The organism is Telluria sp. GW821-FHT07G12, assembly GCF_059418525.1.
This window is the reverse complement of sequence record NZ_JBWKQA010000014.1, coordinates 1-15,973: the sequence shown is the minus strand read 5'-3', so window position 1 is coordinate 15,973 and position 15,973 is coordinate 1. Positions and strand designations below refer to the sequence as shown.

The 15,973-nt window shown below is 65.3% G+C and carries 13 protein-coding genes; 4 read left to right on the top strand and 9 right to left on the bottom strand.

All coding sequences use genetic code 11. From position 1 onward, the window contains the following. The first annotated feature begins 443 nt into the window (after nt 1-443). Genes AC07PE_RS26850 through AC07PE_RS26840 form a run of 3 tightly spaced genes read left to right on the top strand, consistent with a single transcriptional unit; the run spans nt 444 to nt 3,993 of the window. The gene (locus AC07PE_RS26850; protein WP_498770359.1) at nt 444-2,438 is read left to right on the top strand and encodes a sigma-54-dependent Fis family transcriptional regulator; all 1,995 of its coding nucleotides are present in this window, start codon (nt 444-446) and stop codon (nt 2,436-2,438) included. Between the two features lie 8 nt (nt 2,439-2,446). Next, on the top strand, nt 2,447-3,040 hold the full coding sequence (locus AC07PE_RS26845; RefSeq protein ID WP_498770357.1) for a cytochrome b: 594 nt from the start codon (nt 2,447-2,449) through the stop codon (nt 3,038-3,040). Beyond that, nucleotides 3,037-3,993 (top strand): beta-propeller fold lactonase family protein, encoded by a 957-nt coding sequence (locus AC07PE_RS26840; protein WP_498770355.1) that lies wholly within the window; start codon nt 3,037-3,039, stop codon nt 3,991-3,993. The genes AC07PE_RS26845 and AC07PE_RS26840 overlap by 4 nt, the downstream gene beginning before the upstream one ends. A gap of 6 nt (nt 3,994-3,999) precedes the next feature. On the opposite strand, the gene AC07PE_RS26835 is transcribed toward AC07PE_RS26840, so the two are convergent. The 8 genes from AC07PE_RS26835 to AC07PE_RS26800 all read right to left on the bottom strand — a co-directional run bounded on the left by AC07PE_RS26835 (nt 4,000) and on the right by AC07PE_RS26800 (nt 11,002). Continuing rightward, nucleotides 4,000-4,977, bottom strand: coding sequence for an ATP-grasp domain-containing protein (locus AC07PE_RS26835; RefSeq protein WP_498770353.1), 978 nt, complete (start codon nt 4,975-4,977; stop codon nt 4,000-4,002). Between the two features lie 30 nt (nt 4,978-5,007). Continuing rightward, on the bottom strand, nt 5,008-5,721 hold the full coding sequence (locus AC07PE_RS26830) for a hypothetical protein (RefSeq protein WP_498770351.1): 714 nt from the start codon (nt 5,719-5,721) through the stop codon (nt 5,008-5,010). After that, nucleotides 5,718-6,620 (bottom strand): quinoprotein dehydrogenase-associated putative ABC transporter substrate-binding protein, encoded by a 903-nt coding sequence (locus AC07PE_RS26825; RefSeq protein ID WP_498770349.1) that lies wholly within the window; start codon nt 6,618-6,620, stop codon nt 5,718-5,720. The genes AC07PE_RS26830 and AC07PE_RS26825 overlap by 4 nt, the downstream gene beginning before the upstream one ends. Beyond that, nucleotides 6,617-7,030: a c-type cytochrome gene (locus AC07PE_RS26820; protein ID WP_498770347.1), complete on the bottom strand. Its 414-nt coding sequence runs from the start codon at nt 7,028-7,030 to the stop codon at nt 6,617-6,619. Before AC07PE_RS26820 ends, AC07PE_RS26825 begins: the two co-directional genes overlap by 4 nt. Before the next feature lie 83 nt (nt 7,031-7,113). Beyond that, nucleotides 7,114-8,922 (bottom strand): methanol/ethanol family PQQ-dependent dehydrogenase, encoded by a 1,809-nt coding sequence (locus tag AC07PE_RS26815; protein WP_498770344.1) that lies wholly within the window; start codon nt 8,920-8,922, stop codon nt 7,114-7,116. A 24-nt stretch (nt 8,923-8,946) separates the two neighbouring features. After that, entirely contained in the window at nt 8,947-9,291 is a 345-nt protein-coding gene (locus AC07PE_RS26810) for a hypothetical protein (RefSeq protein ID WP_498770342.1), read from the bottom strand. Further along, a complete protein-coding gene (gene gfa / locus AC07PE_RS26805; RefSeq protein WP_498770340.1) occupies nt 9,288-9,860 on the bottom strand; it encodes an S-(hydroxymethyl)glutathione synthase in 573 nt (190 codons plus the stop codon). Before gfa ends, AC07PE_RS26810 begins: the two co-directional genes overlap by 4 nt. Nucleotides 9,861-9,895: 35 nt before the next feature. Further along, entirely contained in the window at nt 9,896-11,002 is a 1,107-nt protein-coding gene (locus AC07PE_RS26800; RefSeq protein WP_498770338.1) for an S-(hydroxymethyl)glutathione dehydrogenase/class III alcohol dehydrogenase, read from the bottom strand. A 253-nt stretch (nt 11,003-11,255) separates the two neighbouring features. Between AC07PE_RS26800 and AC07PE_RS26795 the strand changes: the two genes are divergently transcribed. Continuing rightward, entirely contained in the window at nt 11,256-13,406 is a 2,151-nt protein-coding gene (locus tag AC07PE_RS26795) for a TonB-dependent receptor family protein (protein ID WP_498770336.1), read from the top strand. On the opposite strand, the gene AC07PE_RS26790 is transcribed toward AC07PE_RS26795, so the two are convergent. Further along, complete coding sequence (locus AC07PE_RS26790) at nt 13,407-15,704, bottom strand: TonB-dependent receptor (protein ID WP_498770334.1); 2,298 nt, start codon at nt 15,702-15,704, stop codon at nt 13,407-13,409. Nucleotides 15,705-15,973: the final 269 nt, after the last annotated feature.

Sequence of the window (15,973 nt, the reverse complement as noted above, 5' to 3'; positions counted from 1 at the left end):
GCTGCATTCTGCGAATCGTTGTGTTCGTCAGCAGCAGAGAAGTGAGATTATGCAGTGTTTCGCTTAACTCGTCAACTCATCCTTTTCAACAGTGCACACTCGTTTTGGAGTTTTTTTCGTGCGCCGCCGAAGCAGGACGCGAACTATAGCAAAACAGGACCGGGGCGCACAAGGCCTGTTGCGTCGACGACTCATCGAGATAAGTAGATGACCGCGATGATCGCCGGGGGTTCCCCTTAATTCAGCTTTCCCTGATACCGATCTGGATTCCAAGAAGTCAGGCGCTGCCAGCAAGAGCAGCGAGTGAAAATACCCGGAACAGCTTGAACTATTTGCTGCCGAGAGTAGTATCTGGAGCTGTGGTTGCAACTCGATAGCAGTCCATACAATAACAAGCCGTGGCGGCCCCGGGTGCAGCCACGAGTGAGGACGCAGGAGACAGCATGCCGAACTTTGCCGTGGAACACGTCAATCGTGTCCGCTCGGTCGTTCAGAGCCGGAGCGGACGCGAACGCATAGCAACTGCAAACCGCATTACCCAATCCTGGATACGATGCCTGGATGAATATCGGCTCGACCCGGGTACGTGTGCGGAGCCCGAGGTCGTCTCCCCCGCCGAATTACGGGAGCGCCAGGAGCGGCTGGCCGACGTGCAGGCTGTCGCCAAGGTCGAAATGGCCAACCTCTACCAGCAGCTGGCGGGTTCCGGCTACGCGATCATGCTGACCGACCGCGAAGGCGTACTCCTCAATTATTTCGGCGATCCCGCCTTCACCCATGCAGCATCGAAAACCGGCCTGATGCCGGGCGCGGTCTGGAGCGAACGTGCGCAGGGTACCAACGGCATGGGAACCTGCCTGTTCGAGCGGCGCCCGGTAACCGTGCACCAGGACGAACATTACCTGTCGCGCAACACCGGCCTGTCCTGCGCGGCCGCCCCGATCTTCGACCATGAGGGCGATCTCGTCGGCGTGCTCGACGCTTCCGGCGAATCCCGCCTGGCGCAGCAACACACGCTGGCACTGGTCAGCATGTCGGTGCAGATGATCGAAAACCGGGTCTTCCTGCACCAGTTCCGCCATGATTTCATCCTGCGCTTCCATAACCGCCCGGAATTCGTCGGCACCCTGAGCGAAGGGGCGATCGCCCTGAGCGTGACCGGCAAGGTGCTGGCCGCCACCCGCTGCGCCCTGTTCCAGCTCGGCTTGTCCGATCGCGCCGAGATCGTCGGCCGCGACATCACCGAACTGTTCAACATCACCTTCCCGGGCCTGATCGACAGCACCGTCAGGAAAGCCTTCCACCCGGTACCGATCTTCGAGATCCGCAACGGCGCCCGCTTTTTCGCCGTGGTGTACCAGCCCCTGTCGACCTCGAGCGGCCGCCATGCGCCGCATATCGGCCTGCTGACCGGCAGCGCCGCGAAGGAAGCCCCTGCTGCTCCGCCCGACAGCCCGCTCGACCGCTTGCAGTTCGGCGACCCCGTCATGACCGCCAACGTCGACAAGGCCAAGCGCGTCCTCGAACGGAATGTGGCGATCATGCTGCTCGGCGAGACCGGTACCGGCAAGGAGATGTTCGCCCGCGCCATCCACGCATCCGGCAGCCGCGCCAGCCGTCCTTTCATCGCGATCAATTGCGCCTCGATACCGGAGTCGCTGATCGAAAGCGAACTGTTCGGCTACCGGTCCGGCGCCTTTACCGGCGCCAGCAAGGAAGGCCAGCGCGGCAAGCTGCTGCAGGCGAATTCCGGCACCCTCTTCCTCGATGAGATCGGCGACATGCCGGTTGCCCTGCAGGCGCGCCTGCTGCGGGTGCTCGAAGAACGCGAGGTGATCCCGCTCGGCAGCGAGACCCCGGTCAAGCTCGACATCCGCCTGATCAGCGCCACCCACTGCGACCTGCCGAAGAAGATAGCGCTTGGCGAGTTCCGCGAAGACCTGTATTACCGCTTGCAAGGCGTGACGCTCACGCTGCCGCCGCTGCGCGAACGCGCCGACCGCTGTGCATTGATACGCCATCTGGCCGCCGAGGAAAGCGATGAGGACAGTCCCGTCGAGCTCGATGCGCGCCTGCTGTTCCTGCTCGAACAGCAGCGCTGGCCCGGCAACGTGCGCCAGCTGCGTCACCTGCTGCGCAGCATGATCGCACTGCGCGAAACGGATCGCCTGACCGTGCGCGACCTGCCGCCCGAATACCAAGCCGGCGCAGCCGATCTTGCGCTGGCGCCAGGCGAAGAAGCGGCGTCGGACGCCTCCGGCGAAACCAGCCTGAACACGCTCGAAAGCGCGGAGCGCCGCGCGCTGCTGCAAGTGCTCCAGCGCCACGAGTGGAACCTGAGCGGCGTTGCCCGCGAGCTGGATATCAGCCGCAACACGCTCTACCGCAAGCTGCAGCGGCTGAACATCAAGCCGCCCGAAAAGTCCCTGGTTCACTAGACGGTTCCATGCCCAAGCCCCTACGCGACCGCTACACGACAACCGCAATTGCCCTGCACTGGCTGATCGCCCTGCTGCTGCTAGGCCAGTTCGTCTTCGGCCTGATGCTGGAGGATATTCCGCGCGGGACGCCCGAGCGCGGCTTCTACGTCAACCTGCACAAGAGCAGCGGCATCCTGATCGGCCTGCTGATCGTGATGCGCATCGCCTGGCGGCTGACCCATGCGCCGCCGGCGCTGCCTGCCGGCATGCCGGCCTGGCAGAGGGTCGTGGCCAGGTTCAGCCATGTTGCCCTCTACCTGTGCATGCTGGCCTTGCCGCTGTCCGGCTACCTTGCCTCGAATTTCAGCAAACATGGCATCAAATTCTTCAATATCGTCCGCCTGCCTCCTTGGGGTCCCGACGACAAGGCACTCTACGCATTCTTCAACGGCACCCATCATGTCGCCGCCCTGCTGCTGGCATTGTTCGTCGGCCTGCACGTGCTCGCGGTCGCCAAGCACATGCTGATCGACCGCGACGGCCTGCTGTGGCGCATGTGGCCGCGGCGCACAGAGCGCGGTCTCCATCCCCATCCCGAACTCCCCGTGGAATCCCGATGACCGTCAAGCCAAACCGTCTCTTCTCGATCGCCCTCCTCCTGCTGGCGGCGCTGCCGCCGCTCCTGCACGCCGACCCCTTCGCCTACGTCCCGAACGAGGGCGCCGGCACGGTGTCGGTGATCGACACCGCCACCGACCAGGTGGTGGCCGAAATCTCGGCCGGCAGCAAGCCGCGTGGGCTGGCGGTCGGCGTCGACAGCCGCTGGCTGTACGTCAGCGACCAGCCGAACAACCGCCTGCAGCTGGTCGACCTCACATCCCGGAAGCCGGGCGCCGTCGTGACGCTGGGCGAGTCGCCCGAAGGCGTGTCGATTTCCCCGGACGGGCGCTGGGTGGCGGCGGCGGTCGAAGGCAAGAACGATATCGCGGTGGTCGACACGCGCAGCAATGCGCTGGCGTTTTCGATCAAGGTCCACGGCAAGAATCCCGAGCACGCAGTGTTCAGCCCGAACGGGCGCCTGCTGTTCGTCAGCGCGGAAGAAGGCGACGCGGTCGACATCATCGATTTTGGCGCACGCAAGCAGGTCGCCCAGGTGGCGGTCGGCGCCCGTCCGCGCGGCATCGGCTTCCTGCCCGACAGCAGCCGCGCTTACGTGGCGACGGAAAACGGAAACGAGGTGTTCGTCATCGACACCGAGCGCTTTGCCATCGTCGCACGGATCAAGGCTGGGCTGCGGGCGAACGGCATTGCCGTGCACCCGAACGGCAAGCAGGTGTACGTGTCGAATGGCGGCGATGCCAGCGTCTCTATCATCGACACCGCCAGCAATCAGATCGTGGCCACCATCCCGGTCGGCCAGCGGCCCTGGAACATGGCCCTGACGCCGGACGGCAAGAAGCTCTACGTGGCCAACGGCCGTTCGAACAGCGTGTCGGTGATCGACACCGACAAGCGCGTCAAGCTGCGCGACATCCCGGTCGGCAAGCTGCCCTGGGGCGTGGCGATCAGGTAAGCACGCTCAGTCAGCCTCATCGCTCAGGTCGACGCTCACAGCGCGCCGTGCGCTCAGCGGACCGGGCATGGCGCCCGGCCCTTTCAGCAATTCGATGACGAGGCCGGCCGGGTTGCGGCCGATCGAGGCGTGCAGGCCGGCGTAGGCGGCGGTGAGCCGCGGATTGACGTCGAGGACCACGGCGCCGTGGTCGGTGATAACGAAGTCGACGCCGACATAGCCCCACAGGCTGGGAATCGCCGCCGCCACCTGCTGGGCCAGGCGATCGAGCGAACCGTCGTGGTCACCCAGGCCGTTGACCGTGCTGCCGAGGAAGTGAAAGCGGTTGTTGCGCATGGCCACCCGCTCTAGGTTGCAGCTCAACACCCGCGCCACGCCGTCGCAGCACAGCAGGCACAGGCTGCCCAGCTTGCCGGCAATGAAGGGCTGCAGCACATAGCCCTCCGCCGCCGCGGCACGGATCCACGCCAGCGCCGCGGCGCGGTCGTTGAACAGGCGGATATTGAAGCAGCCGGCGCCGTCATCGGGCTTGACGACCCAAGCGCCGTGCGCGTCGGGCAGGGCCGCGTGCGGGCTGTAGGTGGCGGCGACCGGGACGCCGCCCTCGGCCAGCGCACGCGCGACCTCGAGCTTGCTTGCCGCCACCCGCACCGCGCCCGGCGCACTGCCCAGCAGGATCCGGTTGGCGCGCAGCACCTCGCGCGACAGGCGTTCCAGCAGCCCTTCCGATTCGATCGCCAGCGGCCACACGGCATCGGCCGCTTCCACGCCTGCCTCGAAACGCTCGCTGAACGCCTGCTGCGCCTGGGGAGCGTCCTGCGCAGGCGCCAGCGTCGTCAGTTGGACGTCCGGCAGCGCACGCAGGTCGGCCTGCAAGGCCTGCAGCAGCATGTCGCCCTGGCGCCTGAGCGAGCGCGGCAGCCGTCGTGGCATCGGCCCGCCGGCCGTCGCGTAATCGAATGCGAATACTTTCAACGGCGCCATCGCATATCTCCTGCTGCTGTCTTCTGCCGCTCAAGGCTGCTTGGGAGTCACGCTGCTCAGGGTCAGGGTTTCATCGATCATCGGTGGCGCAGCCGGCGCGGCGCCGGTCCGCACCGTGTCCGGTTTCCCGAGCGAGGTACGCAATTGATACAGGCCGCCCGGCACCTGGTCGCTCAGAACGAAGGTATAAGTCTTGTGCAGGTATTTCTCGAAACGCGCATGCATCGGATCGTTCAGGTAGGGCTGAATGCGCACCGCCTGCGCCTGCACGGTCTTGCCCTGGTAGGAAACCGGCTCCACGGTCAGCTGCGCGCCCTCGGCCAGCGCCATGCGGATCCGCTTGCGGAAATAGCTGGTCGAGCCGCCCGTCAGGCGCTTCATTTCGGCGATGTCGTGCTCGAGAAAGCCGAGCAGCACTGGGTTGCCGTGGGCCTCTTCCAGCGCCGGAATCTCCTGCTTGTGCACACCGGTGAGGAAATGCAGGGTGGCGCTCACTTTGCCGTTGATCCTGGCAAGCTCGAGCCGCACTTCATCCTTGAAGCCCGGCTCGACGTTGCTGTCCTTGCGAAAGGTGTACACCAGCGTGGCCGGCGGCTTCACTTTCGCCAGGTGGTCGGTCTCGAACAACAGGGTTTCGGCGGGCGAGACCGTCTGCGCCGCCGCCGGGCCAGCGGCAAGCGTGACAAGCACGGCAAGCATGGCGCCCGCCGGCCGCATGGGGAGAGAGGCGCGCAGGTGCATCATGGTGTTCCCGGACGGCCGGAAGCCACCGCCCGTCCCTGCTGGTCGACCAGCGGCACGCCGTACTCCATGAGGATGGCATCGATCCTGGCCTGGTTGGCCTCGATCAGCTGGTTGATGCGCTGCTTGAATTCCTTGTCGCTTTGGCGCACCGCCATCGCAATCTCGAAATCGAGCTTCATGCCCGGACGCGAGGCGAGCGGAACGGCGACGATGGGCGCCGAGCGCGTCTTCTGCGCAAAATAGCCCGCGATCGGCCCCCACACGAAGGCCGCGTCGATCTTGCCGCTGGCGAGGTCGCGTTCGATGATTTGCCCAGGATATTGCTCAGCGTCCCCAGTCTGGTTCTGGTACCAGTCGACCTGGTTCATGAGCTTGTTCTGCACCAGCCATTCCGTCACCGGCGAGGACGAGAACGCACCGAGCCGAAGCTTGCTGCGCTGCTCCGGCTTCAATGCCATCAGGTCGTCCAGGCTGCGCACGCCGTCCAGGCCCTTGCCCTTCACGTAGACCAGGGCATAGCTCGAATGGTAGTAAGGACGGGTGGTGGCGGCCATCTCGAAGCCGGCGGGAACGCCGATCACCAGGTCGCACTTGTAGCGGTCGGAATCGTCGATCTTGGCGCGCAGCGTGTTGCGGATGAAGCCGATCCGCTGCGGGAACCAGGTATGTTCCAGCTTCCATCCCAGCTCCTGGGCAAACAGGGCCGCGATCCGGTTCTCGAAGCCGGCCTCCGCACGGTTCGAGAACGGCAGGTTGTTGGGGTCCTGGCAGACGCGCAGCACCTTGTCCGCCCCGGGGCCGGCGTCACTGCCGGCCTGCTGGGCGGCGGCGGGTCCCGCCAGGCAGAGCAGCGCCGCCACGGCGCCGGCCAAGCTGCCCAGGCTGAAGCGCCACCTCATTTGCCGATCTCCTGCAGGCGGCCGGGCTGGATCGCGCCATCCGAGCGCCCCTTCAGGTAGGCGTACAGGTTGTCGATGTTGTCGACCACCATCTTGCTGCCGTCGAAGTTGGGCATGCCTTTGTCGATCCTGCCGTGCAGGACGGTCTGCTTGAACTGGTCCTTGGTCAGGGTTTTCAGGCTGTTCACCAGCGAAGGGCCGACCATGCCTTCCTGGGCCGCGCCGTGGCAGCGTTCGCAGGCCAGCGCGCGCCAGGTCTTCCAGCCGCTCAGGGTCTGGGCGTCCACCTTGTTGCCGTCGGCGACCTTGTAGGGGACGGCGCCGGCAGGCGCGGCGGCATCGTCGGCGAGGACGGGTACGGCGGCCATGCAGGCGGCCGCGCTCAACATCAGGGTTACGAATTTGTTCATGGCGATTTCCGGTAAAGACAGGGTACGGCCACCGGCGTCCGCGTGCCGGCGGCCGTTATTGCGGATTGTGCGGATCGCAGAGATCAGCGGTTGTCCGGCAGCGCGAACACGGTCAGCACGCCGCCGAGTTCGGTGTACTTGACGAGGTCCTTGTAGCCGCCGACCGCGCCCAGGCCTTCCGTGCCCTTGGTCAGGCCGGCCGCAAGGCCGATACCTGCCCAGCCGCCGATCCCGGACAGCACGCCGATGTACTGCTTGCCCTTGTATTCCCAGGTCATGACGTTGCCGATGATGCCGGACGGGGTCTTGAACTTCCATAGTTCCTTGCCCTTGTTGTCCACCGCCTTGATATAGCCTTCCAGGGTGCCGTAGAACACCACGTCGCCGGCGGTCGACAGAGCGCCGCTCCACACCGAGAACTTCTCGGGCTTGGACCAGACGATCTTGCCGCTGCTGGCGTCCCAGGCGATGAAGTTACCCATGCCGCCATGGCTGTTCGGCGCCGGGTACATCGACAGGGTCGAGCCGACGTACGGCTGGCCGGCCGTGTACTCGATCTGGAAAGGCTCGTAGTCCATGCACACGTGGTTGGTCGGTACGTAGAACAGACCGGTCTTGGGCGAATAGCTGGCCGGCTGCTGGTCCTTGGTGCCGAGGGCCGACGGGCAGATGCCTTTCGAGTTGACGTCCGGTCCGTTCTTGTCGGTGCTGTACTTCGCCACGACGACCGGGCGGCCGCTCTTCATGTCGATGTGGCTGGCCCAGTTCACCACCGGGTCGTATTTTTCGGCGACCAGCAGTTCGCCGCTCTGGCGGTCCATGGTGTAGCCGAAGCCGTTACGGTCGAAGTGCACCAGCGCCTTGCGCGGCTGACCCTTGACCTTCATGTCGACCAGGATCATTTCGTTGACGCCGTCATAGTCCCACTCGTCGTGCGGCGTCATCTGATAGACCCATTTCGCGACGCCGGTGTCGAGGTCGCGTGCGAAGATCGTCATCGACCACTTGTTGTCGCCCGGGCGCTGGCGCGGGTTCCAGGTGCTCGGGTTGCCGCTGCCGTAGTACACCAGGTTCAGCTGGGGGTCATAGCTGTACCAGCCCCACGTGGTGCCGCCGCCGAGCTTCCACTGGTCGCCCTGCCAGCTCTTGAGCGAGGAGTCGGGGCCGACCGGCGCCATCTTGCCGTCGGTCCAGGTCATGGTCTTGGCCGGGTCGATCAGCATGTCCTTGTCCGGTCCGGTGCTGAAGGCCTTCCACAGCAGCTTGCCGCTGTTCGGATCGTAGGCGGCAATGCGGCCGCGCACGCCGAATTCGCCGCCGCTGATACCCGTCAGCAGCTTGTCCTTGAAGATGTGCGGCGCATTGGTGGTGGTTTCGCCGATCTTCGGATCGCCGACCTTGGTCTTCCACAGTTCGGCACCCGTCTTGGCGTCCAGCGCCACCAGCGTGGTGTCTGCCTGCTGCAGGAAGATCTTGCCGTTCGAGTAGGCGAGGCCGCGGTTGACGGTGTCGCAGCACATGACCGGGATCACGGTCGGATCCTGCTTCGGCTCGTACTTCCAGCGGATGCTCTGGTCTTCCAGCGAGATCGCAAACACCTTGTTCGGGAAGGGGCTGTGCAGGTACATCGTGTCGCCGATGACCAGCGGTCCGCCTTCATGGCCGCGCAGCACGCCGGTCGAGAAGGTCCAGGCCACCTGCAGGTTCTTGGCATTCGTGCTGTTAATCTGCTTGAGTTCGCTGTAACGCTGGTTGTTCATGCTACCGGACTGCATCGCCCAGTTCTTCGGGTCCTTGCTCAGCTGTGCCACATCGGAGTCGGCTGCGAAGACCGGTGAAACAGCCAGTGCCAGGCACGGCCACCAGCGGATGAATTTCGTTTGAAATGACATGGTAGTCTCCTATCGATTTTTATATCAGCGCTGCTGCACATGGCAGGCCTGGTTCGCATTGGCCTGAATCGTCTTGTATTTGTCGGCCATTGCCCTGACCGAAGGGGGATCGCGAAACGCGCCGCCGCGCTCGCCCGCCAGCGACTGGTCGCGCAAGGCGGTCGACATCGCCACGTAGTCCTCGTACGGCATCGCCTCGGCGATACGGTCGATTACGCACGAGCACTTGTAGAGAAACTCGTACTTGCCGTCGTGCTTTTGCATACACTCCAGCACGTACTCCACGCGCCCACTGGTCGGGTAATCATGGGCCCGGGCCATGACAGGCGTTGCCAGGAGCGGCAGCAGAAGCAGGGGCAAGCGCTTCATAGGATTCCCTTGGCCTTGGCGACGTGGGTCGAGATCGCGTCCATCAGCGGCGGCGACAGGCAGTCGTAGGGCGGCAAGCCCATTTCGGTCAGGCGCGCCCGCACGGCGCCCATGTTTTCCGGGCGGGCGCCGGACTCGATGATGGACGAGACGAAGGCCGCGAAGGTCGGCGGCGCCCAGCCGCGCTGGCTGGAGCGCTCGGTGTGCACGAAGTCGAGCCCGAAGAAGGGATGGGCGGTGTTCTCGATGCGCCCGTACATGTGCACGCCGCACTCGCGGCAGGCATGCCGCACGATGGCGGCGGTGGTGTCGACCGGCTGCAATTTGTCGCCGTTGGCCACAACCCGCACGTTGTCGCGCGACACCACGGCAACCTGAGAAAACAGCGAGCCGGCCGGCTTCCAGCATTTGGTGCAGCCGCATACGTGGTTGTGCGCCACCTGCCCCTTGATCTCGACCTGCACCGGATCGGTCGCGCACAGGCAGGTCAGGGTGCCGCCTGCGAAGTCCGGCGCCGCCGGCGGGATACCGTCGTCGACGGCTGGATGAATGTGGACTGCACTGCTCATGGTCATGTCTCCTCTTCTTCGTTGGACCGCCGTTGTCAATAGATCACTACCGAACGGATCGACTGCCCGTTCTTCATCAGCTCGAAGCCTTCGTTGATGCGCTCGAGCGGCAAGGTATGGGTGATCAGGTCGTCGATGTTGATCTTGTGTTCCATGTACCAGTCGACGATCTTCGGCACGTCGGTGCGGCCGCGCGCGCCGCCGAAGGCCGAGCCCTTCCACACGCGGCCGGTCACCAACTGGAACGGACGGGTGGAGATTTCCTTGCCGGCCTCGGCCACGCCGATGATGATCGACTGGCCCCAGCCTTTATGGCAGCACTCCAGCGCCTGGCGCATGGTCTGCACATTGCCGATGCATTCGAAGGAGTAGTCGGCGCCGCCGTCGGTCAGCTGGACGATGGCGTCGACCACGTTCTCGACGTTTTTCGGATCGACGAAGTGGGTCATGCCGAACTTGCGGGCCATCTCTTCACGGCCCGGGTTGAGATCGACCCCGATGATCTTGTCGGCGCCGACCATCTTCGCGGCCTGGATCACGTTCAGGCCAATGCCGCCGAGGCCGAACACGACCACGTTGGCGCCCGGCTCCACCTTGGCGGTGAAGATCACCGCGCCCACGCCGGTGGTGACGCCGCAGCCGATGTAGCAGGTCTTGTCGAAAGGCGCGTCGTCACGGATTTTCGCCAGCGCGATTTCCGGGACCACGATGTAGTTCGAGAAGGTCGAGGTGCCCATGTAGTGGTAGATCGGCTTGCCGTCCAGCGAGAAGCGCGAAGTCGCGTCCGGCATCAGGCCGCGCCCTTGCGTGCTGCGGATCGCCTGGCACAGGTTGGTCTTGCGCGACAGGCAGAATTTGCACTGGCGGCATTCCGGGGTGTACAGCGGGATGACGTGGTCGTCGCGCTTGACGGAGGTGACGCCCGGACCGGTTTCGAGGACGATGCCCGCGCCTTCATGGCCGAGGATGGCGGGGAAGATCCCTTCCGGGTCGGCGCCCGACAGCGTGTACCAGTCGGTGTGGCAGATGCCCGTTGCCTTGATTTCGACCAGGACCTCGCCGGCGCGCGGGCCTTCGAGGTCTACTTCGGCGATCGACAGGGGTTCCCCGGCCTTCCATGCGATGGCGGCTCTCGTTTTCATGGTGTCTCCGTTGTGAATGGTCTTGTGATATGTCCGGCATTCGCAAGGGTCGTGCCAGGCCATGCCGCCGCAGGAAATCTGTGCAGAGCGCGTATACGGTCGTGCCGGAATCGAGACACCCATGGGTCAACTGTGCAAAACCTGAACAGGTGTTGCGCCGGCAGATAGGCAAGCCGGTACGCCGTGCACAAGCGCGATGGGATGGCAGGCATATTGCTTGAACTGGGAACGAGCTATCCAGACAGGAGAAGGGATGAACCGAGCCGCATCCAGAATGAACGCCATTGCCGCGCTGTGCGCCACCGCCTGCGCCCAGATCGCCAGCGCGGCCGATGGCGGCGCGAGCCCGTCCGGCGAGGCGGTGGGAATACCGGTCGTCATCGTGACCGGCAGCCGCGTCGAACACGATATTTCCGACTTCCCGGCGGCGATCGACGTCGTCGATGCGCGGCAGATCCGCGATACGCAGATGCGCGTCAACGCCTCTGAATCCCTGGTCGCGGTGCCGGGGCTGGTGATCCATAACCGTGAGAACTATGCGCAGGATTTGCAGATTTCCTCGCGCGGCTTCGGAGCCCGCTCGCAGTTCGGCGTGCGCGGCGTGCGCCTGATCGCCGACGGCATCCCCGCCACCATGCCGGACGGCCAAGGCCAGGCGGCAACCTTCAACCTCGACATGGCCGAGCGCATCGAAGTGCTGCGCGGCCCCTTCTCCGTCGTCTACGGCAACCACGCAGGCGGCGTGGTGCAGCTGTTTACCCGCGAGGGACGCGGCAGCCCGACCGCCGAGACCAGCGTCTCCGGCGGCAGCGACGGCATGTGGAAAATCGACCTGAACGCACAGGGCGAAACCTATGGCATGGGCTATGTGGTCGACGCCTCGCGCTTCGGCACCGAGGGCTACCGGGCGCACAGCGCGGCGCGGCGCGACCAGGGCTTTACCAAGCTCACGTTCAAGCCCGGCACGGACAGCCGCCTGACCGTCACCGCCAGCACCCTGAGCCAGCAAAATACCCAGGATCCGCTGGGCGTGACCTGGGCCACCTTCGAGCGCGACCCGCGCGCCGGCGAGATCGACGCTACCGACACCCAGACGCCGAAGCGCACCCTGGCCGACCGCTACAACACCCGCAAGAGCACCAACCACCAGCAGATCGGCGCCATCTACGAGCGGCGCTTTGGCGAGGACCGCCTGCGCGCCATGGTGTACGGCGGCAACCGGAGCGTAGTCCAGTACCAGTCCTTTTCGCGCGCATTCCAGGCGCCGCCCACGCATTCCGGTGGGGTGGTCGATTTCGACCGCGATTTCTACGGCCTCGACCTCAACTGGCTGTTCGTGCGCCCGCTCGCCGGCGGCAAGCTCAGCACCACGGTCGGCATCGCCGTCGACCGTTCGACGGACGACCGCAAGGGTTACGAGAACTTCATCGCGAACCAGTCTGGCGTGCAGTTCGGCGTCAAGGGCGCGCTGCGGCGCGACGAAACCGACGTGCTGACCAGCGTCGACCCGTATCTGCAGAGCGAGTGGCAAGGCGGGCCCTGGGTCCTCACGGCCGGCCTGCGCCACAGCCGCCTGAAGGTGGAAGTCGACGACCGCTTCCTCAGCAACGGCAATGACAGCGGCAGGATCGATTACCGCCGGACCACCCCGGTGCTCGGCGTGCTGTACAAGGTCGGGCGCGGACTGAACCTGTACGCGAGCGCGGCGCGCGGCTTCGAGACCCCGACCTTGAACGAACTGTTCTATTCGAGCGGCGGCACCGGTTTCAATTTCAGGCTGGCGCCGGCGAAGAGCCGCCACCTGGAGCTCGGCGCCAAGGCCGTACTGGGCGCGGACACACGCATCGACGCCGCCCTGTTCCAGGTGCGCACCGACGACGAACTGGTGGTCGACAGTTCCGTTGCCGGACGCACCAGCTATCGCAATGCGGCCCAGACCCGGCGCCGCGGCGCCGAAGTCTCGCTCGACACCAAGCTCGCATCCGAATGGAGCGCCCGGCTGGCCCTGAGCATGCTGCGCGCGACCTATGAAACCGGCTTCGGCGCGGTGCAGCCGGGCAGCCACCTGCCGGGCGTGCCGCGCGCCACCATGTATGGCGAACTCGCCTGGAAAGAGTCCGACGGACGTTTCGGCGCCGCGCTCGAAACGGTAGCAAACGCCAAGGTATATGCCGAGGACTCGAATACCGAACGGCCAGCGCCGGGCTATACGGTGGTGAACCTGCGCGCCCAGGCGCGCCAGGAAGTCGACCGCTGGCGTTTCAAGCAGTTCCTGCGCTTGAACAACGTGTTCGACCGGCAGTACGCTGGCTCGGTCATCGTCGGCGATACCAACAAGCGCTACTACGAAGCGGCGCCGGGCCGCCAGTGGATGGCCGGCTTCAGTGCCGAATACCGGTTCTGATCAGAAGCGGTAGCGCAGCCCGGCGACGATGGTGCGCGACGCGCCGGGCGCCACGAAGCGCGCGTGCGCGGCCTCGCCCGCCTCTTCGTGCGGCGCGAGCAGGCGGCCATGCGGAAACAGGTCCGGCGCAACGGCTCCGAAGGTCTCGTAGCGGCGGTTGAACACATTGCTAACGCGCGCAAAGACTTCCCATTGTTCGGCAGGCCGGTAGCTGGCGCGCAGGCCGAGCAGCAGATAGCCGTGCACCCGCCAGTCGGCGCGCTGCGCGTCCCCGCCCTCTTCCGCATCCTGGGTCAAGCCGTCCTCGTTCCCTTGCGTGACCAGGCTCGATACCGCATGCAGGTCGGCGCCAATAGTCAGTTCCGGACGCATGTTCCAGTCGAGCGACAGCCTGGCGCTGTGGCGCGGCAATCCCGGCATTTGCGTGCCGCGTCGGACCTGGACATGGCGTGCGCCGGTGAACAGTTCGCCGTCGGCGTCGTACACGGCCTGCAGGTAGTTGTAGGAGAGCCGGATCCCGAGACGCCCGGACTGGCGGGTCAACAGGGCGTCGATGCCCTGGTGGCGGGTGCGCTCGAAGTTCGCAAAATAGCCCTGGCGCGATGGGGAACTGAGGAAGAGGATGTCGTCGCGGTTGACGGTGCGGTGCAGGGACAGCGAATAGCTACCGGAGGCCTCATCGTCCTGGAAGCGGCCGCGCGCCCCCGCCTCCATCGTGCGTGCCACGACCTGTTTCAGGTAAGGGTCTGACTGCAGGCCAACCGGCAAGCGGCAGGGATTGTCCGGATCGGCACAGCCGAGTTCGATCACGGTCGGCACGCGGTTGCCCTGCGCGATATTGGCGAACAGCGTCACGCGCGGGCTCAGGACATGGGTGAGGCCGAGCGAAGGATTGAGGCGGGTATAAGTAAAACGCTCGGCGGGCTGCTGTCCGCGTTCGTTGCTCAGGGTATTGGCGACCCGCGTGCGGCCGTAGCGCGCGCTGGCGGTCAGCTGCGTGCCCTGGGCAAGCGGCATGCTGGCGGCTAGGTAGACCGCAGCGGTGCGCGATTTGCCGACCACCGATGAGGTCGGCTCACGCGCTTCCAGCGGGTCGCCGATCACCTCGCGCCCTTCGGTGACAAAGGCGGGCTGCTCGAACTGGGCGTAGCGCACGTCGTTCTGGTCGACGCTGGCGCCGGCGTCGAGCCTCAGCGTACCGCGCTTGCTACTGAAAGCGAAGTTCAGGCCGCGGCCATCCTGGCGCGTGCTGGTCGTGTTCAATACGCCGGCGTGCAGTGCTGCGCCCTGCTCCCGCGTCAGTCCGCATGAAGCCGGTTCGCGCGGCGCGCCATCTGCGCCGAAGCCGGCTGCGCAATGTTCGATATAGTCAGCGTAGTCTTCGCTGACGTCGCCATTGACGGTATCGCGACGGCTGTTGCGGACATAGGCCACGGCGCTCAGCTCGCTGTCCCGGCCGAGGTGGTGCGTGAGGTTGAGAGTCCCCTGCAGCAGGCGGTTGCGGGTCGTGTCCGGATAGGTGTAGACGGCACGCCGGTCGTCCTGGTACAGCGGATCCGGCAGCAAGCCATTGCCGAGCACATGGCTGCGGCCGCCGAGCAGCGTGGCGCTCCAGTCGGTGCTGCCCATCGCACGCCCGACCTTGATCAGGAAATTCCCGAGCCGGCCTGCAGAATGGGCGCGCCAGCCGTCGTCGTCGAACAGGGTGGCGCCGATGAAGCTGTGCCAGCCCTTGGCGCCCTGCCAGCCGTACGCGATGTCGGCGCGGCGCCGGCCCTGGCCGGTCAGCGAGAATTCGGCCTCGCCGCCAGGGTCCGTGAGCCCGGACTTGGTCCTGAACGCCAGCGCGCCGCCCAGGGTGTTCAGGCCGTAGAGCGGATTGGCGCCGGTGACGAGGGTTAGGTCGGCGATTGCCGCCTCGGGCACCATGTCCCAGTTGACCACGTCGCCGAAGGGCTCGTTCACACGCACCCCGTCCAAATAGACGGAAATGCCTTGCGAGCTGCCCAGCACAGGCGATGCGCGGAAGCCGCGGAAGGTGATGTCGCTCTGGAAGGGACTGCCCGACACCTCGTTGACGTTCACGCCGCTCAGGTTGTGCGCCATGAACTCGGCAAGATTTTCGCCGCCCGCCTTGCGGATGGTTTTGTCGGTGGCGATCTGCACCGGGTAAGGCAGCAGGTCGCGGTCGATGCCGAGGCCGTGGAGCGGCGCGACCCCGACGACCTCGACCCGGGGAATGACCAGGCCGCGCGACTCTTCCGCGACGGCGATGGCCGGCAAGAATAATAAGGACAAGAAAGGAATGCGAAGTCGTGCCACGGCCGCGGGCCATGCCGCAGGACCGGTTGGATGCGCCATTGTGTCCCCTAGTCTTGTGATGTTTGGTGCTAGACCAGCAAAGGACATGCCACGCGCACGCTGGCGTGACGAACAGGACAGTTGCTCAGAAACGGCACAGCTGTTGCAGGGCAATGTGACGAATCCGGAGCAGAAAAGCAAAAAGCCCGCTCAGTCTTTGACTGAACGGGCTCTGCTTAATAATTAGCCTGACGATAACCTACTTT